Below are 26,178 nucleotides of genomic sequence, written 5' to 3' on the forward strand. Positions count from 1 at the left end.
ATACGCTTAAAGTTTTTGATTTGCCTAAAGATAAATCTGTTGAGCGTGAGCTTGCTTTGATAAAGGTTTCTGCCAACGAAAAGACCCGTACGGAAATAACTCAGATTGTAGATGTCTTTGGCGCTAAAGTAGTTGATGTTTCAGAAGGTTCCTTGATTGTCGAAATATCCGATGAAAGCTTTAGAGTAGATGACATAGAAGAGATGCTGCGAAAATATGGAATTAAAGAGATGGTTCGCACAGGTAGAATTGCCATTTTAAGGGGTGGCTCCGAGTAGCCCCTGTCTACGCAATAATGCTTGAAGGCTTTGTCTATCTTCTTTAATTATGGCAACGATAATATTTTCAATTTCTTCTTGGGTTTTTAATCGACCCATTCGATCATTATAAAAAGGTCCTAATTTTAGTTCAAAAGAAGAAATCCTAAGATCAATTAACTTTTGTAGTAAACCGTGGTTTTTTAGCAGTTTTAATTCTCCCTCTTTTCCTAAAAGGATTATGCCTGTTGTTATTGTCCACTTTTTTGTATGGTAATCGCCTCCATAGCAGGCCTTTGAATAAGCTGCCGCAAAAGCTTTTATTCTGCTCAGGTTGGCTTTGTTTAAATTTGACGAATCTATTTCATAAAATAATTCTTGAATTGATTTGTAGGGGCTGCTTCTCTCTTTTGCCAGTTTCATAAAATGCAAAGCCGGATCTATTACATACTTTCTTAGAGAACCTCGAGAAATGGTCATTTGTCTTCTCCTTTAAATTTTGATAAAATATAGTCGTATTGTTTCCAAGATAATTTCAGTGTTTAATCAAAACAGGAGGAATGTTATGTCAAAGGTTTATTATGATAGTGATGCAAGCTTGGAAGATTTAAAAGGAAAGACAATTGCGGTGATCGGGTTTGGAAGTCAGGGAGGAGCTCAGTCTCAAAGTCTTAGAGATAGCGGCTTAAATGTTATTATCGCGGAAGTTAAAGGTACCCCCAACTGGGAGAGAGCTCTCAAGGCGGGCTTTCAGCCGATTACAGCTTCCGAAGCAGCAGAAAAAGGGGACGTTGTTCAAATTCTTATTCCTGATGAGCTTCAAGCCAAAGTTTATAAAGAATCAATTGAGAAGCACATGAAAAAAGGAAAAACCCTTATGTTCTCCCATGGATTTAATATTCATTTCAAACAAATAATTCCTCCTGCTGATGTCGATGTAATAATGGTTGCGCCAAAAGGGCCGGGTCTTATGGTTCGCAAAATGTATGAAGAAGGGATGGGGGTTCCATCTCTTATTGCAATTCAGCAGGATGCTTCAGGCAATGCCAAAAAGATAGCTCTTGCTTATGCAAAGGGGATTGGCGGCACTAAAGCCGGAGTTTTTGAGACTACGTTTAAAGAAGAGACAGAGACCGATCTTTTTGGAGAACAGGCAGTCCTTTGCGGTGGCTGTACGGCGCTTGTTAAAGCCGGATTTGAAACATTGGTTGAAGCAGGATATCAGCCCGAAATGGCCTATTTTGAGTGTATGCATGAGTTGAAACTTATTGTTGATTTGATGTATGAAAAAGGGATTGCAGGAATGCGTTCCGCGATCAGCAATACTGCAAAATATGGAGATGTCACCGTTGGTCCTCATTTGATTGACGCAGGCGTAAAAGATAAAATGAAAAAAGTTTTAGGCCGCATACAGGATGGTTCTTTTGCAAAAGAGTGGATTGAAGAAAATAAGGCGGGTCGTAAAAAGTTTAATGAACTTTTGGCAAAAGATAAAGATCATTTAATTGAAAAAGTAGGCGAGAAGTTAAGGGCTATGATGCCGTGGCTCAAAAAGAAATGAAGAATGACTTGATGAAAAAGGACTAATGATAAGTACAGTACATTAGCCATTAGGTTGTTTTTCATTCTTCATTATTAATTATTAATAAGATGTATTTTCTTGAACTAACAAAGAGCATTCCCAGCGAGCTGGCAGTTTTCATTCTGTCGGCTATTCCTGTGGTTGAAGTTCGCGGCGCTGTTCCTCTTGGCTTGTATTTGGGGATTTCTCCTGTTAAGGTTTTTATTTTGTCTGTCTTAGGAAGTGCGCTGCCTATACTTCCGGTGCTTTTCTTTTTAACCTTTTTTACGGAAAGGCTTAGAAAAATAAATATATTTGACAGGTTTTTTGGCTGGTTGTTCGAGAGGACAAGAAGAAAAGGGAAGATTATCGAAGATTTGGAACTTCTTGGACTTACTATTTTTGTCGCGATACCTTTGCCCGGGACAGGTGTTTGGACGGGGTGTTTAGCCGGACATTTATTTGGGTTATCTTATTTGAAAACTTTTATTGCTTGCTTTGTTGGGACATCAATTGCTACCTTTATTATGCTTCTTGTCAGTTTGGGAGTTATAAGGTTTTTCTAGCATCAGTGGCATTGAGTTTTCATCCACTTTTAAGAGTTCCCAGGATCATATAGCACATAAAAATGTTAGAAGAATTAATTATGAAAGATAAAATAGAGCGACTTTTGCCGAGTGTGCGAAAACCTGCTCAATACATCGGAAATGAGTTAAATTCAATCCATAAAAATTGGGATTCTTGTAGTTTGAAGATTGCAATCGGTTATCCTGATTTATATGAGGTCGGAATGTCTAATCTTGGAGTTCAGATACTTTATCATATTTTAAATTTGCAGGATAAAATTGTTTGTGAAAGATTTTTTGCGCCAAAGGTCGATATGGAACAACAACTTTTACAAGCTGAAATCCCTCTTTTTTCTTTGGAGTCTTGGCGGCCATTGAAAGACTTTGATATGTTGGGCTTTTCTATAGGGCATGAGTTAACCTATACAAATTTGGTTAATATTCTGCACCTTGCAAAAATTCCGATTTATTCAAAAGATCGTACAGAAAAAGATCCGTTAATTTTTGCCGGAGGTCCAAGCGTTATCTCAAACCCTGTTCCGGTCGAAGATTTTATCGATTTTTTTCTGATAGGGGATGGGGAAGAGGCGATTTTAGAAATAGCGGAGCAGATTCTTGCGCCATTTAAAGGGAAAAAAGAGAGATTAGAAAGACTTTCTAAAATAGAAGGGATTTATGTTCCAGGGATTGGTAATGTCACAAAAAGACGAATTGTAAAAAATTTAAACACGATCCCTTATCCTGTTAAGCCGATTGTTCCGTTTATCAAGACTGTGCATGACAGAGCTGTTGTTGAAATTATGCGAGGGTGCGGAAGGGGATGCAAGTTCTGTTCAGCTTTTTGCGCTTATAAACCTGTACGGGAAAGATCTCCCGAAAAAGTAATTGAACTTGGAAGAGAACTTTTAAAAAACACTGGGTACGATGAGCTTTCTTTAATATCTCTTTCATCGTCTGATTATTCTCAAATTGAATATGTTGCAAAAACTTTGGCTAAAGAGCTTGAAATAAAAAAAATAAATCTTGCTCTTCCATCATTGCGCCTTGATTCTATGAGTGTAAAACTTATGAAAGAGACTCAAAGGGTTCGCCCTTCATCTGTAACAGTTGCTCCGGAGGCGGGAACTCAAAGGCTGAGGGATTTTATAAATAAAAGTTTATCTGAAGAAGAAATTTTGAGGGGGGTAAAGGCTGCTTATTCGGAAGGGATATCAAAAATAAAACTTTATTTTATGATAGGGCTTCCGACCGAAACGGAAGAGGACTTGCAGGGGATAGTAACCCTTTCAAAAAAAATATCAGAAATTGGAAGAAGTTTTACAAAAAATGCTCATGTCACTGCTGCAGTGTCAACTTTTATTCCAAAACCGCATACTCCGTTTGAAAGGGAGAGGCAAATTTCCATAAAAGAGACTATTGAAAAGCAAAAATTTCTTAAACAGTATTTGCGGGGCAAGGGGTTGGAATTGCGCTGGCATGATGCAAAAACTTCTGTTTTGGAGGGGGTCTTTTCTCGGGGGGATAAAAAACTTTCAGATGTTATTGTTGAAGCGTGGAAACTTGGAGCAAGGCTTGATGCATGGTCTGAAAATTTTAATTTTGAAACATGGGAAAGAGCTTTCCAGAATTGCGGGATTGATATGAATGAGTATCTTAATGATACGCATAAGGAGATGCCGTGGGACAAAATAAGTTTGTAGTGAAGATCAAATACAGCAAAGGGGAAGAAATAAAATATATCTCTCATCTTGATTTGATAAGATCTTTAGAACGTACAATAAGAAGGGCTTGTTTGCCTGTAGCATATTCTCAGGGGTTTAATCCAAGAATGCTAATTTCTTATAAAACTAAAGCTTTAAAGGTTGGAGAATCTTCAGATTGTTGTGAAGCGGACATTACATTTGAAAAATTTATAAAGCCTGGTGATGTTATGGCCAGGATTAATAAAGAAGCGCCTTGTGGTTTTACAATTTTATCATCAGAGATTGGTTGAGTTGCTGAAAAGTTATCTTACGCAGGGTTTGCTATTTTGTGATCTTGGCTTATAATTGACACAAATGAGAAAACTCTTTATTTTCATTTTTATCATATTGTTTTTTCAAGTATCGGCAAAAGCAATTACTTATACTGTCACAAATTGTGCCTCTTCTGCCGGAATTTATGGTTCTCTCCCTTGGGCTGTTTCACAAGCAAATTTAAGCGCTACAGACGTTATTATAGAATTTGATATTCCAACGACGGAGGCCGGTTACACGATAGAAGGGGCTCTCTCTTTTTGGAAGATTGAATTAAGTTCAATGTTATCTCTTTCTTCCAATAATATATACATTGACGGATTATCTCAAACTAGAAATCAGCGGGATACAAATCCTGCAGGGCCTGAAATTGAAATAACAGCAGCTTCTGGAGCTAGTATGACCTCTTTAATAAAAATTCAAGCCGTTAATAATTGTACAATTGAAGGCTTGGCTGTTAATGGTTCTCCTGGAAATGGCATTCAAATAAGCTTTGGAAATTATAATTGTTTGAAATCTAATTATATTGGTACAACAATTTCAGGGGAAGCGATTAAAGCAAATGCGTCGGATGGCATTTATATTGAAGGGGGAGATCACAATCTAATAGGCGGGACATCTTCTGTTTATGGTAATTTAATCTCTGGAAACGGACATTATGGCATTGATTTGCATCAATCAACATATAATAATATTTTTTGGAATAAAATCGGCACATCGACCAATGAAACAAAAAGCCTGGGAAATTCCTGGACAGGTATAAATGTTTTTAATCAATCTCATAGCCAATCTTTGGAATGCAATACGATTTTTTATAATGGGAACAGCTCTCATCCATATGGGATTTTGATAGATGGGCCAATGTCTATACATAACAAAATTTCCCGCAACAAACTTTTTGCCAATAATGATGTCGGGATAAATCTGTCTAACTCCGGGAATGAAAGTATTGTTCCGCCTGCCATAACTTCTGTTGAGAGTTATCCTGCATCAAATAGGACATATATTTACGGGACATCAGAGACCAGCGCTTATATTGAGGTTTTTTTAGTTGCTACAAATGAAACAGATTCTGCGGGAGAAGGAAAGACGTATATTGGGTCAACCGAAGCGGATATTTATGGTCGTTGGATTATGGATATAAGTGGCTCACATGAAGGAAAAGTTACATCTACGCAAACAGATGCATCAGCCAACACCTCTTTATTTTCAACGAATGTTACCATTATTTCTTCTGAAGTTGAGTTTAGGCCTGATGCAGAAATCGGGCTTATTGCTCAGGGTGGGGATTATACGGGAGCTGGTATAATAAATATGTCAGGGGCAGGGCAGACAAAAAGTAAATTTATTTATGCGGGGCAAACAGCCACTTATTATATTAAAATTAAAAATCAAGGGACGACAGATGAATCTTTTGTTGTATCTGGCACTAAAGGATGCACAAGTTGGGAGGTTTCTTATTACAGCGCAACAACAGAGGGAATTGATATAACCTCTTTAGTTACAAGTGACGGATGGGCAACTTCTGTTTTGGCGACATCTGAAACACTCGCAATACGAGTAGAGGCAAGATCTTTAACCTCTGAAACTACTTCAAAAGATTTGTATATTACAGCCTCTTCCAGTCATGATGCCACAAAAAAGGATGTTGTAAAAGGAACCGCCTATTCCAGCGTATCCCCTGATACTTTTGATCATTTTTCTTTTGTTTATCCTCTAACTGCGGAAGCTGCGTCCACTTTTGTTTTAACTATTGAAGCAAGAAATGCTTCGGGAGAAATAACAACAGAAGTAAATTCTAAGACTGAGTTATCTGTTGATTATGGGACAATATCTCCTGTTAGTATTGAGGCATTAAATTTTTCTGATGATGGAATTTGGTCAGGCAATGTTACTTTGTCTAAAGCTGGGACTAGGCGGGTGATTGCGAATGCGGTTAGCGCTTCGGGAAGTTTTGAAATAGTTGTTTATAATGCTGATGCAGAGTTTCTTGAGACGGATATTGGAGTTGAAGTTAATCTCCCCTCTGGAGTTGCTTCTTCTGAAGTTTCGATCTCTATCTCTGAAGTTTCCCCTGTTCCGGGTCCCCCTCCGGCGGGAAAATGGCAGGCAGGGAAAGTTATTGAAATAACTTCAAATGTTAAGATGTTTTCAGTTCCATTAAATATTACTTTGCCCTTATATCCCGGGGCAAAAACCCCGGAAGTCTATTATTGGACTGGCAGTAATTGGAGCCAAGATGGATTGGCGCAAAAAGAAGTAACGAATAATTCCATATCTTTTACATCTACACATCTTACGATCTTTGTCCCTTTTGGAGAGTCGTCTTCTTCTCAATTTGCTTTTGGGCCAAGTCCTTTTAATCCTGAAAGGGACAAAACTGCTTATTTTTGGTATTGGTTAAATGATGATAAGGCTACTTCGCTTTATGTTATTGATATTTCAGGAAGACTGGCTTATAAAAGAGACTTTATGTCGGGGAGTAATGGCGGGAGGGGAGGGCTAAATCAAATCGAATGGAATGGAGTTGGGCATTTTGGTTCTTTTTTAGAAAATGGAGTCTATTTATATAAAATTATCCAGGGAAATAATGTTATTGCAAATGGCAAGTTTATTATATTAAGATAAAATTCACCCCGATTATCATAATCAAGGTTAAATTATAGGATCGAGAGTAAACCCCGATTATTCATAGACAAACAAAATTCTAGCAGAGTGTTAGAAATTTCCCCAGGTATTTACCCCGATTTCCTAATCGGGGTGAATAATCGGGGTAAATACTTCATTAATAGGTATGTGTGTCCATCCTGTATATTTACATTCTATTGGACCAAGATAGTATTTTATTTCAACTTTTATCCAGTTTTTATCTTTTGAAAAATCTAAGACTTTGATGTCGGCGGGTATTTTATAGACAACTTCTGAATTGATATCTGGTTCTGAGTGCAAGTCTTTTATGTTAATGTTGTACTCTTCCCCTTGGGCAATATTAATTATTGACATAGTAAATAGGATTATAAAAATAATTATAAAAATTCTCATTTTTATTGCTCCTATAGTAATAATCGTAAGTAGATCATTAAAACTTGTGTTGGTATTATCTTGAAATGCCAAGCAATAATCATTCCGTCTAACCAAAGATTTTGGTGAGAGGGCAACAAGAGAAACCCTACACTAAGAGTGCAGGGCATTTTAGGTATTGGGTAAATGTGGGGGCCCCACGGTGGTAAACTGGTCGGTTTTTAATAAAATTTGTGGTATAATCATAGATAATGAAAAATGGAAGGAATAAAGATTATACTCTAACCATTTGCGCTGGTGATTCTGAGGGGAAATCTGTTAGTTTGCGTTTGCCTCGTTTTATAGTTAGGTATTTTACCTTGATATTGGTTTTATCTGTCACCCTTTTTTCTTTGTCATTGTTATACTCTGTATTTATTTCCGGGAAATTAATTCACTATAAAATGGTGATAGATTCTGAAGCAGAGAAAGACAGACATATAGAGGCTTTTGCGGGTGAGACCGATCTTATTAAGAAAGAGCTTCAATTAATTCTTGACCAGAATAATCAGCTTAGGAGAGTTCTTGGTCTAAAAATTGAAAAGACTAAAATTAATATTGATCATGAAACGCTTAAAGGCTTAAAAGAACCTTCAAAATATGGTCTGATCTTTAGCTTGAATAAAATATCAACATCTCTTGCCCTCTCTTTTAAAGAGGCGGAAGATACTAAACTGAGTTTAAAAGAGCTTAAAGAAAGAGTTGCTGAAATTCAAAAAAAGATGGCGGGAACGCCGTCTATTTGGCCTATTAGAGGAAGAATTTCTTCTCGTTTTGGTTTTAGATGGAGTCCTTGGAGAGGGTTTCATACGGGAGTTGATATTCAAGCAAGCTATGGAACTCCAATAAAGGTTACGGCAGATGGGGTTGTTGCTTATGCTGGGTGGCGCCAAGGATACGGGAAGGCCGTAATAATTGATCACGGGAATAACTTTTCTACATGGTATGGCCATGCTTCTGCCTTTACAGTTAGAGTTGGAGAACGTGTTAGGAGAGGGGATATTATAGCTTATGTCGGAAGTACGGGATATTCTACGGGACCTCATTTGCATTATGAGGTTAGAAAAAATGATGGGCCAATAAATCCTGTTGCTTTTCTTGATTTGGATATTTTATCTGCAAGCCGTTACTTTTAAATGTCTATTTTGTTTGTCGTTTCAACTCCTATAGGAAATCTTGAGGATATAACTTTTCGTGCCGTAAGAATTCTTTCAGAAGCGGATATTATAGCATCGGAAGATACTAGACACACAAAAATATTACTTGATAGATATTCCATCAAAACTCTTCTCTCTTCATACCATAAGTTCAATGTCAAATCGAAGACGAATTACTTTATTGATCTTTTAAGAGAAGGGAAAAAGGTTGCATTGGTTTCTGATGCGGGAACCCCCGGGATTTCTGATCCGGGATATGAGCTAATTGAAGCTGCAATAAAAAATAATATTCAGATTGTTCCTATTCCAGGCGCTTCTGCTTTTACTGTGGCCCTTTCTGTCTCGGGATTAAGTACTGATAGATTTTTGTTTTTGGGTTTTCTCCCAAGAAAACCGGGAAAAATCAGGAAAATTTTAAAGATGTTTACTATCTTTGACGGAACTATTATAATATATGAGTCTCCGTATAGATTGCTGAAAACTTTAAAGTTTGTTCAGGAAGTTTTTGGAGAAAGAAATGTTGTTATTGCAAGGGAATTAACCAAGAAGTTTGAAGAAATTTTACGGGGGACGGTTTCTTCTGTGTATGAAAAATTTGTAGGCAGAAATATTAAGGGAGAAATTGTTCTTCTTATAGATGGTTCCAAACAAGCGGCTCAGTCGGGAGAGATGTAAACGGTTTTGCAGGTTCTATTCCTGCCTTGTTTGGAAGAAAAGGGTATCCCGGAACTCTATATCTTTTAAAAAGGGGATGTAGAGTAATGAGACAATGTATAAGGTTTCAAGGTTTCACGGGTTCACGGTTTCACGGCATTGGGAAGCTCGCTAGAACTGGCTTCAAGAGTTTAAGATTTTTTTTGTCTTTTTGTTTGTCTTTCTTGATTCCTATGTCCCTTGGCACCTTGATCCTTCTTTTTATTTTTTTATTTTGTGCTACCTCCTCTTTTGCTTTTGAACTGCCAAGGTTTGTGGGCAAAGAGATAGTTGTCACAGCTCTTAGAAAGCCTGTCTATGAATATCAATCTCCATGGAAAACCAAAGTTATAAACCCTGATGATTTTAAAATGACACTTTATCAGACGTTAGATGATCTTGCTGGTATTGATGTTAGGGCTACTGGTTATTTAGGAGCATCAGGAACCGTTCGGCTTCGAGGAGCTACATCTCAGCAGGTACTTGTATTAAAAGACGGAGTCCGAATTAATTCGCCCTTATTAGGGTTAATTGATTTTAATGATTTGTTTTTATCTGGTACAAAAAGTGTTGAGATTGTAAAGGCCCCTTTGTCTTCAATTTATGGCTCTGATGCTATAGGAGGGGTTGTAAATATTATCTCAAAAAAAACGGTAGATAAAACAGGCCTTGGCCTTTCTTATGGGACTTATAATACACAAAACTATGAAATTTATTTTGGCAATCAGTTAAATAACTTTGATTATTCGGCGTTTTTTAATGCTATTAAATCTGACGGATTTAGGGAAAACAGTGAATATGCTGCATATGACCTCTTGGGGAGTATTAACTTGTTTAATAAATGGAATTTTGCGCTAAGTTATTATGATGCAGATAAAGGGATTTCGGGTGTTCCCAACTCGCCAGATGATCTTTACTCGGCTTCGACTCCCGATAACAGACAAAAAGATAAAAATCTTTTTATTAATTTAGGGTTTGAAGATGTTGACGGCAAAGTTAATACTAGCCTAAAAATTTATAATAATATGTTTATAACAGATTATCATTCTTATAATTTCTCTACATCTTTGTTTGAGGATACTCAATATAGGGCAAATGAAATTGGGGCTAATTTTTCGAGAGGCTTTGGCTCTCATCTTTTTGGTTTTGATGGAAAAATTGATACTGGAGATAGCCCTTATATCGGAATCAAACGAGAAATTTCTAATAATGCGGCATATTTTCAAGAAAATCTAGAGAAAGGGCCCTTATCTGCGGTTTTTGGCGGCCGTCTGGATCAAAACTCAAAATTTGGAAGTTCAATAAATCCTAGAATTGGCGTAAATTATTCTTTGCCTTTGGGATTTGCTTTTCGTTCATCTTATGGAACGGCGTTTAAAGCTCCTACTTTGAATGATCTTTATTGGAACGATTCTGTTTGGTTGATGTATGGAAATGAAGCCTTGCAGCCGGAAAAAAGCCAAAGTTATGAACTAGGATTCAGTAAAAATTTTTGGAGAGGAGGGGTTGTTGATTTGAGCTATTATAAAACGGCCACCAGTAATTTAATTTCATGGAATTATGATCCGTCAACATTTACTACTACTGCGGTTAACTTTGGCGCAGTTGACTCTTCGGGAGTTGAACTTGATGTTAGCGGAAAAATAGGGAAATCTCTTACAGTTTTTGCAAATGCCACATGGCAAGAGGCTAAAATCGGAGAGAGTTTAGATCCTTCAATTATTGGCAACTATTTACCGTACACTCCCAATACTAAGTATAATATCGGTTTTAAATGGGAGGATGTGTTTAAATTGTCTTTGCGGAATGCGGGGAATCAATTCTCTGATTCTAGCAACCAGACAGAGATCCCTGCTTATTCGGTTGTAGATGCACTATTTAAAAGGATGGTTGGAGATTATTCTGTGATCTTGCAGATTGACAATTTATTTGACCAGTCTTATTATGAGTCTGTAGGGCTTCATCCTGTTACATGGGAAACAATAAAATATCCTATGCCGGGAAGAGTTATAACAGTTAAAATGGGGAGTACTTTTTAGGTTGCCGCAATGTTTTAAATGTTGCATGGTTAAGGTGTCTAGGTCTATTTAATTAAACTTGGAGGTATTTTATGATTAAAGTTAAAGAGTTTGTTTTTGCATCCTTATCAGTATTGATTGTTGCCTCATTTGTTTTTATTTTTCAAGGATATAAAATTAAGGTTAAGCCTTCGGCATTTATTTATAATAGTGAGATAATTGTTTCAAACTCCCAAACAAAAAGTTTTGCTCTCTCTCATGCTGTTGTTAAACCACTTGTGAAAAATTTTACAGATGATAAAACGGAAATTATAAAGCCAACTCCATCCCCCTTGCCGATAATTCCTCCTCAGATTTTAAACTTTGTGATTCCTACATATCCTGAACCAGCTTTGAAAAATGGGGTGGAAGGCATTTCTGTTGTAGCTGCGAACATAGGGTTTGATGGAAATGTAAAAAGTATTGCAATAAAAACCTCTTCTGGCAATATTGATTTGGACAATTCGGCTGCAGCTGCTGTGGCAACCTGGAAGTTTGCTCCATCGACTCAAGGGGGGCTGGCAGTTGCGAGTGTCTTTGAAGTTCCTGTCAAATTTATTATTGGGGAAATTTAGAAAGGTGGCATTAGAAGGTTTAGCAAGATTGTTAATATATATTGGTGTCGGGCTTGTTATGTTGGGAGGTTTTCTTCTTTTGATGGCAAGAATTCCTTGGTTTGGGAATCTTCCTGGAGACATTGCTCTTAAAAGAGAGGGCTGGACTCTTTATATCCCTGTTACCAGTATGATTATTGTTTCTATTGTTTTGACTTTTATTATTAATATTGTTTTTAGAAAGTAACTTGTGATATTATTATCATCTAAATTATGGCGATAACTAAAAAAGATATAGAAAAATTATTTGAAATCTTTGCGACCAAAGATGACTTAAAAGCGTTTGAAGGGAAGACATTAACAATGCTTGATAAGATTATGGGTGAGCTTGAAAGGGCGAGAGAAGATAGGATTTTTGCAAAAGCAAAAGATGATGATCAGGATAATCGACTTGATCTTCATGAAAAAAGAATAATTATTTTAGAGAAAGCAAAGGTTTAAATCCGTATTCAAGATATTTATATGCCTACTTTTAATTCTAACATCTTAAAAACCTCTGATTTTGATTATTATCTTCCTTTTGATTTTATCGCGCAGTTTCCTGTTACAAAGAGGGATGAATCGAGGCTTATGGTTTTAAGCAGAAGAGAAAGTTCTCTTGAGCACCGCTTTTTTTCTGACATTGTAGATTGTTTAAGTTCTGGAGATCTTTTGGTTTTAAACGATACTAAAGTAATTCCTGCCAATCTTGTTGGGCGTAAAGCGGAAGGGATCGCTAGAATTGAAGTTTTGCTGGCTAAGCATGTTGAAAAAAGTGAATGGCTATGTCTTGTAAAGCCTGGAAAAAGACTTAAAGTCGGCTCTAAAGTAATTTTTTCTAGTTATTTAACCGGTGAAGTTTTGAAAAAACTTGAATCGGGGGAACAGATTATTAGATTCAACGGGGAATTGGATAGATTTATGAAAGAAAAAGGGGAGATTCCTCTCCCCCCTTATATAACGGATCTGCGCCAACAGCCTGCTGATCATAAATTACAAGAAATGACAAATAGATATCAGACTGTTTACGCGCAAAAAGATGGAGCGACTGCCGCTCCGACAGCAGGGCTCCACTTTACCCCTGAGCTTTTAGCCCGCATAGAATCAAAAGGCGTTGAGATAAAAAAAATAACGTTGCATACAGGGCTTGGGACTTTTAAACCAGTATATACTGAATATATAAAAGATCATAAGATGCATGAAGAAGATTTTGAGATTTCTGTCGACGTTTTACGATCTATAAAAAAAGCGAAGCGTGTTATTGCTGTTGGAACAACAACCGTTAGAACCCTTGAAACTTTGGCCCATTCCAATCGATTGAATGCCTTAAATGATATTTACGGCTCAACTGATATCTTCATTTATCCAGGGTTTAAGTTTAAGGTTGTTGATGCGATGATTACTAATTTTCACGTGCCAAAATCGACGCTATTAATGCTGGTCTCTGCTTTTGCAGGTAGAGAATTTATTTTGAACGCGTATAAAGAAGCTATCGATAATTATTATCGTTTTTTTAGTTTTGGCGATGCGATGCTGATCTTTTAGATAAAAAAGAGGAGGCTGCCATCTGCGTTTAGAAGCCCCCTCATAATAGATTAACCCCGATTATTCACCCCATTATGATAATCGGGTTTAAGGCATATAAGATAACGATATGTAGTGAGTGCTTATATCAGAATATACCCCTTTTTGTTTGTATGCGTAATCAAATGTAAGCCCTTTATAGTTTAATCCGACCCCATATGTAAAATTGTGTATTACTTCATTTGTTCCGAGCGCGTCCTGATCTAACCCCGCTCTTAATGAAAAATACTCAATAGGTGTCCACTCTACACCTGCATGTATTGTTAATGGATGATTTTCTTCTAAAGGGATTACTCCATCGCAAGTGATCAATGTTTTTGCTCTTTTCCAGTTGTAACTCCCCCCAAATCTTATAAGAGCAGGAAAAATATCTTTATTCCCTGAATCCCAGTTGATCTCTCCTCCTAACATATTTTGCGCGCAGATACCAAAATTAAAGTCCTTTGGAGTTATAAGAAGCATTCCTATATCAGCATCAATTCCGGATCCTGATCCACCGTTTGAACTATTTAATTTGTTGTTGATTATTTTAGCATTCACTCCAAAAGAGAGATATCCTATATTCGAAGCTTGTATGAGATTCCTCATGTTCATAGCGTATGATAAGATCATCATGGAGCTTTCATAGTTAATGGGAGTTGCATTAGAGAGGCTAGATTGATCTGTTGTTTCATATCCTGCAGGGCTTACAGCAGAAACATAATTAAACCCTATGTTCCCGATCTTTGTTGAAACCACACTTCCAAACATTTTGTATTCAACAGTATCCAATAATTTTGTTTGCATTGATGTTATTTCAAAATGAGGAGTAAAAGCTATGCTTGCAGGATTAAAAGCTATTGCATTTGACCCATCAGGGACCCCTACAAAAGCTTTTCCCAGAGCAATTGGTCTTGCTCCGACTCCGGTTTGAGAGATATCAACTGTATAACTTTCTCCTAAAACTGGAGAAACCAGCAATAAAAAAGAGATTAAAATTATAGCTAAATTTTTAATCATATACAGCTAATTGTCCTCTTCCCAATATTTTTTCTGCTGATACTATAAAATATATATAGACTCCATTCCCAACGATGTTGCCGTAATCTGTCTTTCCGTCCCATATAACTTCGTTATATCCCTGTCTCCCTCCGCTCCCCACCCCTGCCGAAGTTTCTTCTCCCGGGGATATTGAAAATCTTTTTAATATCTGACCGTTGAGATCATAAATATAAATGGTTGTATATGCGTCATTCGATAAAGAGTAGGATATTTTGGTTGCTTGACTATGTTTAGGCTTAAATGGATTAGGGTAATTTATTGGAAATCCGGTTATAGTTGCTGTTTCTTTAACCTCTAATTGATTAAGTGCGGATATACTTCTATACCCGAATTGATCTGTGGCTTCTACTTTAATAGTATGCATCCCTGCGCTTAAAGGATCTGGCACGCTGTATGATAGTGTACATTCGGAAGGATAAGAAGCATTTGTCTCTTTTGCCTGAATTGAGGTATTGACAATTTTGTCGTCTACTACCAGTTTAATTGAATTTTTATCAATCCCTGCCGAATCTAACAATGATACAGTAATTAAAGGCATTCGCCTGATAGGGCTTCCTGACGGGATTTCTTCATTATCTATATAAATTTTAATAGAAGGCGCAGAGCTGTTTGCATAAACTGTTATTTCTGGAGTTTTTGTTTTATTCCCCGCATAATCTTTTGCTATTATATAAACAGTGTAAGCTCCGTCTGATAAGGGGTTGCTTAAGGTTATGTATAGAATAGAACTGTCAACTGAGGCTTTTAACTCATTATTTAGATATAATTCATAACTTTCAATCCCCACATCATCGGCGCTTGCTGACCAGGCAAATGTCATATCTTTCAATTCTGTTTTGTTGTAAGGATATATTATGGAAAAAGGGATTGGGGGTGTTGTATCCTGGGCATTTGCTGGCACCACGAGTGTAAATAAACATATTATTATCAAGACAAATAAAATATCTTGTAGCTTAAATTTAAAACCCAAAGGACAATGCCTGACGTAAGATGTTTGTCCTGATTCGATCGGAATGTCATTTATCATTTTTTTTGCTCTCTTATTTAAAATAAAAAGGGCAGTCATTGCTGCCCTTTGCGGTTGACAATTAACTGTCAACCAGCCTAAAAAACTTTATGATTGCAGATGGCTTTCACTATATATATCGTGTTGGAGTAAAAAAAACTTGTGTAATTTGAATGAAGAATGATTTATTTAAACCCCGATTATTCACCCCGATTAGGAACTCGGGGTTCATACCTGGGAAAATTTCCAACACTCTGCTAGAATTCTGTTCGTCTATAAATAATCGGGGTTAATATAGTATAAGTAGAAAAGAGGGCTATGCCATTATTCCGTGATGTTATAACCAAGTGAAATTTCTGTCCAAAAAGCATATTCAAATCTGTCTTGTCCGTATCGATTTTGAGCTGCTTTTATATAATTTTCAACAGCATTATCGTATTGACTTACTCTTGCGCGGCTAATAAGTTTTTTCAGTCTTTCGATTTTTTCAAATTCGTTGCGATGTCCATCATGAGTCATCATATCTTCCGTTTTGGTTTGTATTAATCCGCATATAATAGCTTTTAAAAGCAATTTATAAACTATTTCAGATACATTATTAAATGGTCCAGGGTATTTTTGATGTATAAATGTTTCAAGCGAAGATCGAAACTGATCTTCCAGACTTGGGACTCTTGTATCATATGAGACCTCTTTCCGGATGATCTTATCAATATTTACGCGGCCCTCATGAATGTATCCCCCTTCTTCTAATAGGGTATTTATGTCATCATCAATCTGTCCCTTACGAGAAACTACTAGTCCTCCCTGGTTTTTTGCAAAAACTTTTAAGTCGATTACTTTTGGTGTCCACGTCCCGGGAAGATCTTCTTCAAAATCCTTAAGAGCCCCAGTCAAAAAAGCGAGAGCATAAAATACATCTTCAATATTTTGTTTTGTTGGCTGGGGGTGTCTAAATTCTGATGGAGCAGACATGTTTGATCTTATTAATCTTTTTATCTCATCGGCATCAGGTTCTTCTGATAGGTTGCTTAGAGGGTAGTCTGGATATTTTATATTGATTGATTGCTCACCGCTTGAAAGTATGTTGGCCAGTTTTATTAATGATTTTTTGTTGTATTCACCTCTAGAATTTATGCCAGAAGGATTATCTCTTTTTACTGCTTCTTGTTTTTCTATTTGCCTTAAAAATTTTTCCAAAGAGCCATTAGAAAAGGCTTCCTGTATACGTGATTTTGTTGAAGGGATTCCAAAAGCTTTGATATTTTGAATTGTTTCTTCACTTAGCAATGGACCTGATTGATTAAGCTCCTCCATCAATTCTTTTGCTGTGACATTTTTGGGGGGATATGTTTTTATCTTAAAGGATATAACTTTTTTATTAATCATTTTCTCTCTATTTATTCTTCGCAATAAAATGATAGGGATTTCAGTCTGTTCTGAAATTATTGCGGCTATACTCTCCTTAGTTATTCTTAATTTATGTTACAATTAAAAATAATGTTTAAATTTGAAATTATTAAAAAGAGCAAGAAGAGCAAATCAAGGGTCGGGAAAATTTATACCAGCCATGGGGAGATTATGACCCCCATGTTTATGCCCGTCGGAACTCAGGCCACTGTAAAAGCTGTCTCTCCCCGTGATCTCCACGAAATAGAAGCTCAAATTATTCTTGCAAATACCTATCACCTCTATCTCCGCCCTGGAAACGAATTAATAAAAGAGGCAGGGGGTCTTCATAAATTTATGAATTGGGATAAACCGATTCTTACAGACAGCGGTGGTTTTCAGGTCTATAGTCTGGCGCATAGGAGAAAAATCTTGGATGGAGGGGTAGAATTTCAATCTCATCTTGACGGGACAAAACATCTCTTTACTCCAAAAAAAGTTGTTGAAATACAGCAGGATTTTGGGTCAGATATTATGATGCCCCTTGATGAGTGCGTTGCTTACCCCTGCGAAAAAAAAGAAGCTGAAGAGTCGGTTATTAGAACGACCCGCTGGGCGAAAGAGAGTGTACAGTGTGCGGGAAAGAGTGAACAGACTTCGGCGAGCTCAGTCGATCCGTTTACAGTTAACAGTGTACAGAATGGGGCATTGTTTGGAATAGTTCAAGGGGGATGTTTTGATGACTTGAGAAAAAGATCCGCAAATGAAATTGCCGCGCTTGGATTTCCTGGTTTTGGGGTAGGGGGCTTATCTGTTGGCGAACCTCAAAATCAGATGTTTGATATGCTTGATATCGTTACAGATATTTTGCCGGAGGACAAGCCAAAGCATCTGATGGGGGTGGGGTATGCTTCCGATATATTAGGGGCAATCAAGAGGGGCGCAGATCTTTTTGACTGTGTAATTCCTACGCGCCTTGCCCGCCACGGGTCTTTTTTGACACTCGATGGAAAAACAAGCATAAGACATGCGAAGTTTGAAAAGGATTTTACTCCGATCGATCTTGATTGTGATTGTTATGCCTGTAAAAATTTTACCAAATCGTATATAAGGCATCTTTTTTGGGCGAGGGAAATTTTGGGGATGCAGCTTTTGACACTACATAATTTGAGATTTTTTATGAGATTAATGGCGAAGGTAAGAAAAGAAATACTGGATGAAAACGAGAAGGATTGATCATGCATACCATGGCCTTCTATCTCTTGGGGTGTATATTTCAAATATTACAAGATGTTTTTGGCATCCTTTAATGTACTTGGGGTTAATTCTAAAGAAGGCAAAAAATTCTTGATAACTATGCCCGTTAATTGTTAATATTTTTGGAATTTCTAACATAAAAACGAAAGCATGCTCTCTTTTTTTGTTGGTTTGCCCTCGTGCTATGAGAATAGCAAGCTCCTCGTCTTCTGAAAGCGATAGCAACGGAGAGCAGTCTTTCTCAGCAGTATGACCTTTTGCAGTATGCAGACCTTTTAATGAGGAGATTCCCTCTATAAGCATTCTTTTTAATGCTTCGATATAAGATTTTTCATTTCTTGCAAAAGCAGATCCCATGCCATTAACAAGTATTGCTTCTTTTTCTTGCTTAGTAAGAGCCAATCCTCTATACACATCTCTATAGCAGCCTAAATGTTTAGCAAACAGTTCTCTTAATGTGAGCGGCTCTGGCATATTATTTTTTCTTGCAAAATCTATTAGTTCCTCAGTCCTTGATAATATACCTGGCTGCAAAAGAAGTGGTAAATAGCTTTCTCCTAATTCAAATCTAATTTTTTCTATTGTTGATCTTGTTTCTTGGCATAAGAAGGAAGAGGGATCTTTCAATAATTTAAGAAGTTCGCTTGGATATGTGGGGATAGCTGTTTTTGTATTGTTAGCAATAGTTACAGGATGTGCCAAATTAATCATTATCATGTTTATGTTTTTTTCCTCAAAAATTTATTAAGCTATCCTTTTACAGATGCAGGTATAAGTTGACGCATGTATCCTGAAACTTCTTTTGCTCCCAAAATTTCAGGCATAAATTGTCTCATATATTCTGCAGCTTCTCTTGCTCCCCAAATTTCAACATCTAATTTAGTATAGAAAAACATAGGGTCAGAACCCAAGCTTGCTAAAGCAAAAAATATGGTTGGCAATACGGTTCCTAAGTCTTTTATATAAAAATCAGTAGGATTTTGTCCATGAAATTCCGATGAAATATTTCCGGAAACCTTTCCCTGTCCTCTAATATATGCCAGAGTTGCCCATGCTATGTGATTTCCATGCAATAAATGCATCATTTCAGAGCTGCTTAAATCTTCTAAACCGGCAACTAAAAATCCAAAAACATCTTTTTCTGAATAATTAGCTTTTCCTTTTACGCCTGCCAAAAAACTACTAATTGATTTTGCAACTGATAATACGGCAAGCTCATTGCTTATTCTGGTTAATTCCGGCAATTGATCATAAGGTTTAAAGTTGCTATTGAATACTTTATCCTTGAGCGGTGCTTGTTGAGAAATTCCCAATTCTTCTTTTGCTTGATCCGATAAGTCTGAAACAAGAACACAATCTTCTTTACCGGTAAATACATAAGGAGAGCTTACTGGGTTTCCAGCTATAGAAATTACTTCTAAAGATTTGCCCGTTGGGATATCGCCCCTAAAAGCAAATTTGTCAGGGTGCTTAAGCTGATCTGTTACTCCGGAAAGCCAAATCTCATGGTTTGCAGCTGCAGGTCTTTTGATATTTTGCATTAAAAATTCGTAGAATAATTTGCCAGTTGCAGGAGCGCTACTTGGTTTCGAAACTGGATATGTCCTAAGCATTTCATTTAACTCCTTTTGTAAGACAATTCTTTTGAAGTTCTACTCATGTTTATATATCGGTTTTTTTTTTGAATTTCACCCCGATTAGGATAATCGGGGTTCATTATTTGCCCCGATAAAAACAATCGGGGTTAAATCAACATTGAAAAATTAGACAATATAAAAAAATTCTGGTACAATTTTACTTCAACGTATGAAAAACATTAATCAATTCCGTTCACTCATTATTCTTTTTGTTGTGGCGGCTTCGGTGTTTGTTATTTACAGTATGCCAATTAACCTTGGCCTTGATCTTCAGGGAGGGACTCGACTTGTATTTGTAGGTCAAAGCACAGAAAAAGTTGAAGTTAATGATGATTCAATGGATGGCGTTGTTGCTGTTATAAGAAATAGGATAGATTCTGTAGGGGTTTCTGAACCGGTAATTCAGCGCAAAGGGAAAGATCAAGTTATTGTTGAATTGCCTGGGGTTAAAGATCCTGACAGGGCGATAAAAATTATCGGAGATACAGCCCTTTTGGAATTTATTGAGGCCGAGTGGGCGCCTGCGGGAGGAGATGTTCTTACGCCTGAAAAAGTTAAAGAATATTATGGTTCCTCAGCTCGCTTAGGTTCAGTAGATCATACTGAAAATGGCAAGGTGGTTAGCAGCCAGCCTATAATTTTAAAAGATACAGCGATTACAGGTAGTGATCTTAAAGCGGTATATCCTCAGGTTGATGAATATGGTAATCCTTCTGTAGGGTTTGAGCTTAACTCTGAAGGAGCATCTGTTTTTGCAAGGCTTACAACCAGGCATGTTAAGAAACCCATTGCGATTTTGTTGGATAAAAAAATAATTTCTGCGCCAAATGTTAATACCCCTATAACAGAGGGAAAAGGGATAATAACTGGAAACTTTTCCGCGGAGGAAGTTAGAGATATGGTGGTTAAGCTTAAAGCCGGTTCTTTGCCTATTCCTATAAAAATAGGGGAGACTAGGATTGTTGGGCCTACTTTGGGCCGTGATTCTATAGAAAAAAGTAGGTTTGCCGGAATTATAGGATTTCTGTTTATAGTGTTATTTATGGTTTTTTATTATCGCTTGCCCGGATTTATCGCCATCCTTTCTCTTATTATTTATATTTTTGTTACTTTGGCGTTATTGTCTTTAATCCGAACAACTTTGACTCTTCCCGGGATTGCCGGATTTTTGCTCTCTCTTGGAATGGCTGTTGATGCTAATATTATTATTTTTGAAAGATTAAAAGAGGAATTAAGGTCCGGCAAAAAGATTAAATCAGCTCTTGACGCATCATTTGACAGAGCTTTATCTACTATTGTGGATTCAAACGTAACAACCATTGTTGCTGCCGCAACCTTGTTTTTTATAGGGACAGGAACCATCAAAGGATTTGCGGTGACTTTGTCAGTGGGTATTTTGGCTTCAATGTTTACTGCGATAACATTGACAAAGATGATGCTTAATATGTTGATAGACAGTGGAGTTGTTTCTGACCCGAATACTAAATTGGTGTATAAATGAATTTTAATATAATAAAAAAAACAAAACTTTGGTTTTCCCTTTCATTAATACTTATAATTGTTGGATGGGGAGGGCTTGTTTTTAATTCTGTATATCGTGGCAGCCCTATGAATTTTGGAATAGATTTTACGGGTGGGACGCTTATTAATCTTCACTTTACTTCAGAAGAAATTACTCAGAATAACCCGGTTGATATTTCTAAAGTGAGAAAGGTTCTCAACAGTTTTAATCTTGGGGAGGCGGTTATTCAAAGATCGGGATATCAGGATGTATTTATTAGAACATTACCTCTTGAAACAGAAATGAGACAGAAGATAGTCGATGATTTGAATGAATCGTGTGGAGGGGTGGAACTTCTCGAGGTTGATACTGTAGGGCCTGTGATCGGAGCCGAATTGCGAAGCCAGGCTTTTTGGGCTTTAATTTTAGCTTCTATCGGTATATTAATTTATGTCTCTTTTCGTTTTGAATTTATATATGCGGTTGCTGCCCTTGTGGCCCTTATCCATGATGCTTTTATTACTATCGGAATAATGGGACTTTTATGGCGTAATATAGATATCTCTTTTGTTGCTGCAATTCTTACAATACTTGGGTATTCAATTAATGACACTATAGTTATATTTGACAGGATTCGTGAAAATATGAAGAAGCCCGGAGCCAGAAAGATTCCATTTGCAGAGGTTGTAAACAAAAGTATTTGGGAGACCATGGCCCGATCTATCAATACAGTATTAACAGTGTTAGTTATTGTTCTTTCTCTGCTGTTCTTTGGTGGGGCAACTCTGAGGGAGTTTTGTTTGACTTTATTGATTGGTTTTATTGCTGGGACATACTCTTCTGTTTTTATAGCTTCTCCTATGCTTGTCGCCTTGAATAAAAAAGAAAAATAATTATCTTTTCGGTAGTGTATAAATAGTTGCGTTATCATATACGTATTTCTAATAAGATAAAAAGGAGATAAAAAAGATGAAAAGATTTATTGCTTTATTAATGTTGTCTGCCTTTATCTTTTCGCTTGTGGGAATTTCTTTTGGAAAGACACTGGAAGAGGAAAAAACTGCTATCAGAGAGTATCTTAATGTTCTTGATACAAAAATTTTAAAGTACAAAAAACAGGGTAATGCAAAGAAAGTTAAACAGTTGCAGGCAGAAAAAAGGGCAATGTTAAAAAGATGGGATAAAACAAGGGGAGAATTAATAGCCTCTGAAGCTGTTGTTTCTCCGCTACCCCCTTCACCTCCACCGCCGCCACCACCTCCTAAAATAAAAACCAGGGAGATGTCAAAGGGGAAGTTGGGATGGGGGATTGAAGCTTCTTTAGAATTTGGAATGATTGGTGGATTATTAGGTTTGACTGCAAATGTTGTTTTGCCTGATCCTATGAAGTTGGGTGCGATGGTCGGATTGCCTGAGGATTCTACCTCCTATAAGGTTGGACTAGGTTATGTTCAAGGTAATGACATAAATAATAGCTCATGGAAGGCAGTTCCAATTCTCTTTGATGGTGTTGTAACTTTTCCTGTAAAGATACTGGGACATTTTTCTCCTTTTGTTGGAGCTGGAGTAAATTACGTTGTTTATCGCAGCGCGAAAGCTACAGGATCTTATGGCGGCCAGGTTTATATTGGCGCGGAAGGAGATCTTGGTTGGGGAGGTAAAACTTTTGGAGAAGTCGGTTATTCAATTTTAAGGACAGGAAGAGAAACCTTGCCTGATTATTCAAGTAGGAGCTTTTCTGTAGTAGCTGGGCAAAAAATATTATTTTAATCAAGGTTAATCTAATATTAAGTTTTCTTCTCTCAGAATAAAGCGGTATAATTGGCCGACTATATCTTTTGTGCCGTTAAATTTTGTTCTTATGAAATTAGATGTTAGCCCTTTCCCTTTTTGTTCTACCAAAACTTCTACTTCTTTTCCAAAATAATTGCCGGCAAACTTTTTCATTAATTCAGCTCTAAGCTTATTAAGCTGGCCTACCCTTTCTTTGATGGTTTTAATGGGCAGTTGATCTTGCATTTTGGCAGCTTTTGTCCCTTCCCTCCTGGAATAAGGGAAAATATGAATTCTGGAAAAACTAAATTCTTTGCAAAAATTATAAGTATTCTTAAAGTTTTGATCTGTTTCTCCAGGGAATCCTGTTATTACATCGGTTGAAACTCCGCAATTTGGTATAATTTTGTAGATTTTTTCTATAAGGTCTGAAAAGTTTTTTACCTTATACTTTCTATTCATTGCTTTGAGAATTTGATCATCTCCCGATTGCAGGGGAATATGCAGCTGATGGCATGCTTTTGGGTTTGATGAGATTGTTTTTAGCAAAGCATTTGTTACATACATAGGTTCGATAGAAGAAAGCCTTATTCTTAAAAGGTTTTTTATTTCAGAGAGCTTGTCAATTATTGAAATCAGATGTTTTTCTCCATATTCTCCCAAGTTTATTCCGGTAAGAATTATCTCTCTTGCGCCTGTTTCTACAAGTTCTCTTGCTTCATTTAAAACATCTTGCACTGGCTTTGTTTTTATTTTTCCGCGGGCGTAAGGAACGATGCAATATGAACAAAAATTTTCACATCCGTCTTCAATCATTAAAAAGGATCTTATTCTATTGGCGTCTCTTTTTGTTGTTGGCTTGAAATCTGGATCGATAAATTCAACCGTTGGAAATTCTTTTTGTAGGCTTTCTTTATTTAGTCTGGCAAAACAGCCAGAAACTATTACCTTTTTTGCAAGTTTAATGGCCCTTCTTATGGCTTGCCTTGATTTTTTGTCGGAGTCGGAAGTTACCGTACAAGTATTAATAATATATATATCTGCAGGTTGTCCAAATTTTGTAAATCGTAGAGGCTCAGAATTATGAGCCTCTACGATTTGATCCTCTACAGCTTCTGTTAAAATAGCCCCTTGATATTGATTTGCTCTGCATCCCAGGGTATATGTGACTATTTTTTTATTCGAATTCATAAAATAATTGTGCAAGAATGACAATTGCCGCAGTCTCTACCCTTAAAATTCTCTTTCCAAGGCTTACTGAAATGAAATTATTTGCGTTTGCCATTTTGACTTCCTCTTGTGAGAAGCCTCCTTCGGGACCGATAAGGACAAGTATCTTTTTATGATCTTGTTGTAGAGGCTCAGAATTCTGACTTGCGACAACAACCGCCTCTTTCAATGGATTGTTTTTCTCCCCCTCCCAGGGGATTAATTTAAAATTATAATTTATTGATGGTTTTACAATGTCTTCAAACTTTGTAAGTGATTTTATTTGAGGCACTATTGATCTTCCTGATTGCTGGCTCGCTTCTTTTGCGATCTTTTGCCAATGAGAAATTTTCTTATCAGATTTTTCTTCTATTTTGGGGATCGTTCTTTCTGAAACAACGGGTATTATATTAAAAACCCCAAGCTCTGTTGCTTTTTGGATAATCATGTCCATTTTTTTGCCTTTTGGCAGGCATTGGGCGAGGGTTATTTTAGTTTGTGGCTCAATCTCTTCTTTTTTTATGCCGGATATTACACAGCTGATTTTATCTGGTTCTATTTTTTTAATGATTGATGTATATATGTTCCCTGAACTATCGAAAACTTCTATGACATCTTTTTCTGACAACCTTAAAACATTTTTTATATGATTTGTATCATTGCCTTTTATTGTAATTGTGCCGTTTTTTATCTGATCTTGTGGAACAAAAAATCTGTGCATTAAATCTCTCTTCTGATTTGTCCGAATTTTTTAAGAAGCTCTTTTTGCTCGTTTGTTAAATTTTTGGGAGTTTCAATTTCTATAACAACCATAAAGTCTCCACGGCGTCTGCTTCCAACATAATGCATCCCTTTTTCTTTGAACCTGAATATGGTTCCTGATTGTGTCCCTGCCGGTATTTTTAAAGTAGCTGTTCCATCTATAGCTTTAACTTCTATTTCAGACCCAAGTGCTGCTTTTACAAAAGGGATTGGCTGTTTAGTATATAGATTTGCCCCTTCTCTTTCAAAAACAGGATTTTCTTTAACCTGTACAAACACATATAAATCGCCGGGGGCTCCCCCTTTTATGCCTGCGTCTCCGGCTCCGCTAACTCTTAACCTGTAATTTGACTCTATCCCTTGAGGAACCTTTATTTTAATAGTATGTTTTTGTTTTTCTCTTCCTGAGCCTGAACATGTTGAGCAGGTGGATGTTATTGTGGCCCCGGATCCGTTGCAGGTCGGACATGTTGAAACCTGGCTAAAAGCTCCAAGCGGGGTACGTTGGGTTCTTCTTATTTGTCCTGTGCCATTACAGGATGAACATTTTGACGGGATAGTCCCCGGCTTTGCCCCTGATCCTTTGCAGGTATGGCAAGCTGTTAAATGTATGATTTCAATCTCTTTTTCTGTGCCGGAAAAAGCTTCTTCCAGGGTGACTTCTAAATCGTATCGTAAGTCTGCCCCATCTTGTCTTCCTGATCGACTTGTCCCTCTTCTTTGTCCTCCAAAAAACACATCGAAGATATCTCCAAAACCGTCAAAATTTGAAAAATCACCAAAATCAAAGCCTGAAAAACCAGCCTCACCACCGCTAAACCCGGGGCCAGCTGTTCCGAATTGGTCATATTGCTGACGCTTTTGCGTGTCGCCTAAAACTTGATAAGCTTCATTTATCTCTTTGAACTTTTCGGGAGACCCATGTTCTTTGTTTACATCCGGATGATATTTCCGTGCAGCGCTTCTAAATGCTTTTTTTATCTCATCTTGTGACGCATTTTTATTTACGCCCAAAATATTATAATAGTCTTTGTTTGCCATACTATAATTTTATCAAATT

At 37.0% G+C, this 26,178-nt stretch carries 27 protein-coding genes; 17 read left to right on the top strand and 10 right to left on the bottom strand.

Annotation, left to right across the window (positions count from 1 at the left end):
• A partial coding sequence (locus A2290_07885) for an acetolactate synthase small subunit (protein ID OGC16788.1) occupies nucleotides 1-278 on the top strand: 278 nt, incomplete at its 5' end.
• On the opposite strand, the gene A2290_07890 is transcribed toward A2290_07885, so the two are convergent.
• Entirely contained in the window at nucleotides 258-737 is a 480-nt protein-coding gene (locus A2290_07890; GenBank protein ID OGC16789.1) for a hypothetical protein, read from the bottom strand. The two genes, A2290_07885 and A2290_07890, sit on opposite strands and share 21 nt — an antisense overlap.
• Nucleotides 738-822: 85 nt before the next feature.
• Here A2290_07890 and A2290_07895 point away from each other — a divergent pair, with 85 nt between their 5' ends.
• The 5 genes from A2290_07895 to A2290_07915 all read left to right on the top strand — a co-directional run bounded on the left by A2290_07895 (nucleotide 823) and on the right by A2290_07915 (nucleotide 7,027).
• Nucleotides 823-1,818 carry a ketol-acid reductoisomerase gene (locus A2290_07895; GenBank protein OGC16790.1) on the top strand — a complete coding sequence of 332 codons (996 nt, stop codon included), beginning with the start codon at nucleotides 823-825 and terminating at the stop codon, nucleotides 1,816-1,818.
• Nucleotides 1,819-1,907: 89 nt separating this feature from the next.
• Nucleotides 1,908-2,384: a hypothetical protein gene (locus A2290_07900; GenBank protein ID OGC16791.1), complete on the top strand. Its 477-nt coding sequence runs from the start codon at nucleotides 1,908-1,910 to the stop codon at nucleotides 2,382-2,384.
• A 62-nt stretch (nucleotides 2,385-2,446) separates the two neighbouring features.
• Nucleotides 2,447-4,084: a hypothetical protein gene (locus A2290_07905; protein OGC16792.1), complete on the top strand. Its 1,638-nt coding sequence runs from the start codon at nucleotides 2,447-2,449 to the stop codon at nucleotides 4,082-4,084.
• The gene (locus A2290_07910) at nucleotides 4,084-4,377 is read left to right on the top strand and encodes a hypothetical protein (protein OGC16793.1); all 294 of its coding nucleotides are present in this window, start codon (nucleotides 4,084-4,086) and stop codon (nucleotides 4,375-4,377) included. Before A2290_07905 ends, A2290_07910 begins: the two co-directional genes overlap by 1 nt.
• 64 nt (nucleotides 4,378-4,441) lie before the next feature.
• Nucleotides 4,442-7,027: a hypothetical protein gene (locus A2290_07915; GenBank protein ID OGC16794.1), complete on the top strand. Its 2,586-nt coding sequence runs from the start codon at nucleotides 4,442-4,444 to the stop codon at nucleotides 7,025-7,027.
• 123 nt (nucleotides 7,028-7,150) lie between these two features.
• Here A2290_07915 and A2290_07920 read toward each other — a convergent pair whose 3' ends face one another.
• The gene (locus A2290_07920) at nucleotides 7,151-7,441 is read right to left on the bottom strand and encodes a hypothetical protein (protein ID OGC16795.1); all 291 of its coding nucleotides are present in this window, start codon (nucleotides 7,439-7,441) and stop codon (nucleotides 7,151-7,153) included.
• A gap of 227 nt (nucleotides 7,442-7,668) precedes the next feature.
• Between A2290_07920 and A2290_07925 the strand changes: the two genes are divergently transcribed.
• From A2290_07925 to A2290_07955, 7 genes are all read left to right on the top strand, one after another.
• Complete coding sequence (locus A2290_07925; protein ID OGC16796.1) at nucleotides 7,669-8,595, top strand: hypothetical protein; 927 nt, start codon at nucleotides 7,669-7,671, stop codon at nucleotides 8,593-8,595.
• Nucleotides 8,596-9,291, top strand: a complete 696-nt coding sequence (locus tag A2290_07930) for a 16S rRNA (cytidine(1402)-2'-O)-methyltransferase (GenBank protein ID OGC16797.1) — start codon at nucleotides 8,596-8,598, stop codon at nucleotides 9,289-9,291.
• A 26-nt stretch (nucleotides 9,292-9,317) separates the two neighbouring features.
• Entirely contained in the window at nucleotides 9,318-11,348 is a 2,031-nt protein-coding gene (locus tag A2290_07935; protein ID OGC16798.1) for a hypothetical protein, read from the top strand.
• Between the two features lie 71 nt (nucleotides 11,349-11,419).
• Complete coding sequence (locus A2290_07940; GenBank protein OGC16799.1) at nucleotides 11,420-11,941, top strand: hypothetical protein; 522 nt, start codon at nucleotides 11,420-11,422, stop codon at nucleotides 11,939-11,941.
• A 4-nt stretch (nucleotides 11,942-11,945) separates the two neighbouring features.
• Nucleotides 11,946-12,167, top strand: a complete 222-nt coding sequence (locus A2290_07945; GenBank protein ID OGC16800.1) for a hypothetical protein — start codon at nucleotides 11,946-11,948, stop codon at nucleotides 12,165-12,167.
• Between the two features lie 26 nt (nucleotides 12,168-12,193).
• Entirely contained in the window at nucleotides 12,194-12,421 is a 228-nt protein-coding gene (locus A2290_07950) for a hypothetical protein (protein ID OGC16801.1), read from the top strand.
• 21 nt (nucleotides 12,422-12,442) lie between these two features.
• Nucleotides 12,443-13,504 carry a tRNA preQ1(34) S-adenosylmethionine ribosyltransferase-isomerase QueA gene (locus tag A2290_07955; protein ID OGC16802.1) on the top strand — a complete coding sequence of 354 codons (1,062 nt, stop codon included), beginning with the start codon at nucleotides 12,443-12,445 and terminating at the stop codon, nucleotides 13,502-13,504.
• A gap of 87 nt (nucleotides 13,505-13,591) precedes the next feature.
• On the opposite strand, the gene A2290_07960 is transcribed toward A2290_07955, so the two are convergent.
• The 3 genes from A2290_07960 to A2290_07970 form a co-directional block, all read right to left on the bottom strand.
• Nucleotides 13,592-14,542 carry a hypothetical protein gene (locus tag A2290_07960; GenBank protein OGC16803.1) on the bottom strand — a complete coding sequence of 317 codons (951 nt, stop codon included), beginning with the start codon at nucleotides 14,540-14,542 and terminating at the stop codon, nucleotides 13,592-13,594.
• Nucleotides 14,535-15,650 (bottom strand): hypothetical protein, encoded by a 1,116-nt coding sequence (locus A2290_07965; protein OGC16804.1) that lies wholly within the window; start codon nucleotides 15,648-15,650, stop codon nucleotides 14,535-14,537. The genes A2290_07960 and A2290_07965 overlap by 8 nt, the downstream gene beginning before the upstream one ends.
• Before the next feature lie 264 nt (nucleotides 15,651-15,914).
• Nucleotides 15,915-16,979: a hypothetical protein gene (locus tag A2290_07970; GenBank protein ID OGC16805.1), complete on the bottom strand. Its 1,065-nt coding sequence runs from the start codon at nucleotides 16,977-16,979 to the stop codon at nucleotides 15,915-15,917.
• A gap of 93 nt (nucleotides 16,980-17,072) precedes the next feature.
• Here A2290_07970 and A2290_07975 point away from each other — a divergent pair, with 93 nt between their 5' ends.
• Complete coding sequence (locus A2290_07975; GenBank protein OGC16806.1) at nucleotides 17,073-18,215, top strand: tRNA guanosine(34) transglycosylase Tgt; 1,143 nt, start codon at nucleotides 17,073-17,075, stop codon at nucleotides 18,213-18,215.
• On the opposite strand, the gene A2290_07980 is transcribed toward A2290_07975, so the two are convergent.
• Both A2290_07980 and A2290_07985 read right to left on the bottom strand, forming a co-directional pair.
• On the bottom strand, nucleotides 18,216-18,953 hold the full coding sequence (locus A2290_07980; protein ID OGC16807.1) for a hypothetical protein: 738 nt from the start codon (nucleotides 18,951-18,953) through the stop codon (nucleotides 18,216-18,218).
• A 32-nt stretch (nucleotides 18,954-18,985) separates the two neighbouring features.
• Nucleotides 18,986-19,849 carry a hypothetical protein gene (locus A2290_07985; GenBank protein ID OGC16808.1) on the bottom strand — a complete coding sequence of 288 codons (864 nt, stop codon included), beginning with the start codon at nucleotides 19,847-19,849 and terminating at the stop codon, nucleotides 18,986-18,988.
• Nucleotides 19,850-20,042: 193 nt separating this feature from the next.
• On the opposite strand from A2290_07985, the gene A2290_07990 reads away from it, so the two are divergent.
• The 3 genes from A2290_07990 (at nucleotide 20,043) to A2290_08000 (ending at nucleotide 23,144) form a co-directional block, all read left to right on the top strand.
• Nucleotides 20,043-21,374 carry a protein-export membrane protein SecD gene (locus tag A2290_07990; GenBank protein OGC16809.1) on the top strand — a complete coding sequence of 444 codons (1,332 nt, stop codon included), beginning with the start codon at nucleotides 20,043-20,045 and terminating at the stop codon, nucleotides 21,372-21,374.
• The gene (locus tag A2290_07995) at nucleotides 21,371-22,267 is read left to right on the top strand and encodes a protein-export membrane protein SecF (GenBank protein OGC16810.1); all 897 of its coding nucleotides are present in this window, start codon (nucleotides 21,371-21,373) and stop codon (nucleotides 22,265-22,267) included. Before A2290_07990 ends, A2290_07995 begins: the two co-directional genes overlap by 4 nt.
• A 76-nt stretch (nucleotides 22,268-22,343) precedes the next feature.
• Nucleotides 22,344-23,144, top strand: coding sequence for a hypothetical protein (locus A2290_08000; GenBank protein ID OGC16811.1), 801 nt, complete (start codon nucleotides 22,344-22,346; stop codon nucleotides 23,142-23,144).
• A 6-nt stretch (nucleotides 23,145-23,150) separates the two neighbouring features.
• Here the strand turns inward: A2290_08000 and A2290_08005 are convergent, their stop codons facing one another.
• Genes A2290_08005 through A2290_08015 form a run of 3 tightly spaced genes read right to left on the bottom strand, consistent with a single transcriptional unit; the run spans nucleotide 23,151 to nucleotide 26,159 of the window.
• Entirely contained in the window at nucleotides 23,151-24,338 is a 1,188-nt protein-coding gene (locus A2290_08005) for a hypothetical protein (GenBank protein ID OGC16812.1), read from the bottom strand.
• A complete protein-coding gene (locus A2290_08010) occupies nucleotides 24,325-25,077 on the bottom strand; it encodes a hypothetical protein (protein ID OGC16813.1) in 753 nt (250 codons plus the stop codon). Before A2290_08010 ends, A2290_08005 begins: the two co-directional genes overlap by 14 nt.
• The gene (locus tag A2290_08015) at nucleotides 25,077-26,159 is read right to left on the bottom strand and encodes a molecular chaperone DnaJ (GenBank protein ID OGC16814.1); all 1,083 of its coding nucleotides are present in this window, start codon (nucleotides 26,157-26,159) and stop codon (nucleotides 25,077-25,079) included. The genes A2290_08010 and A2290_08015 overlap by 1 nt, the downstream gene beginning before the upstream one ends.
• Nucleotides 26,160-26,178 lie beyond the last annotated feature (19 nt).

The sequence above is a fragment of the candidate division WOR-1 bacterium RIFOXYB2_FULL_36_35 genome (genome assembly GCA_001771505.1).
Taxonomy (GTDB): domain Bacteria; phylum Margulisbacteria; class WOR-1; order XYC2-FULL-46-14; family XYC2-FULL-37-10; genus XYB2-FULL-36-35.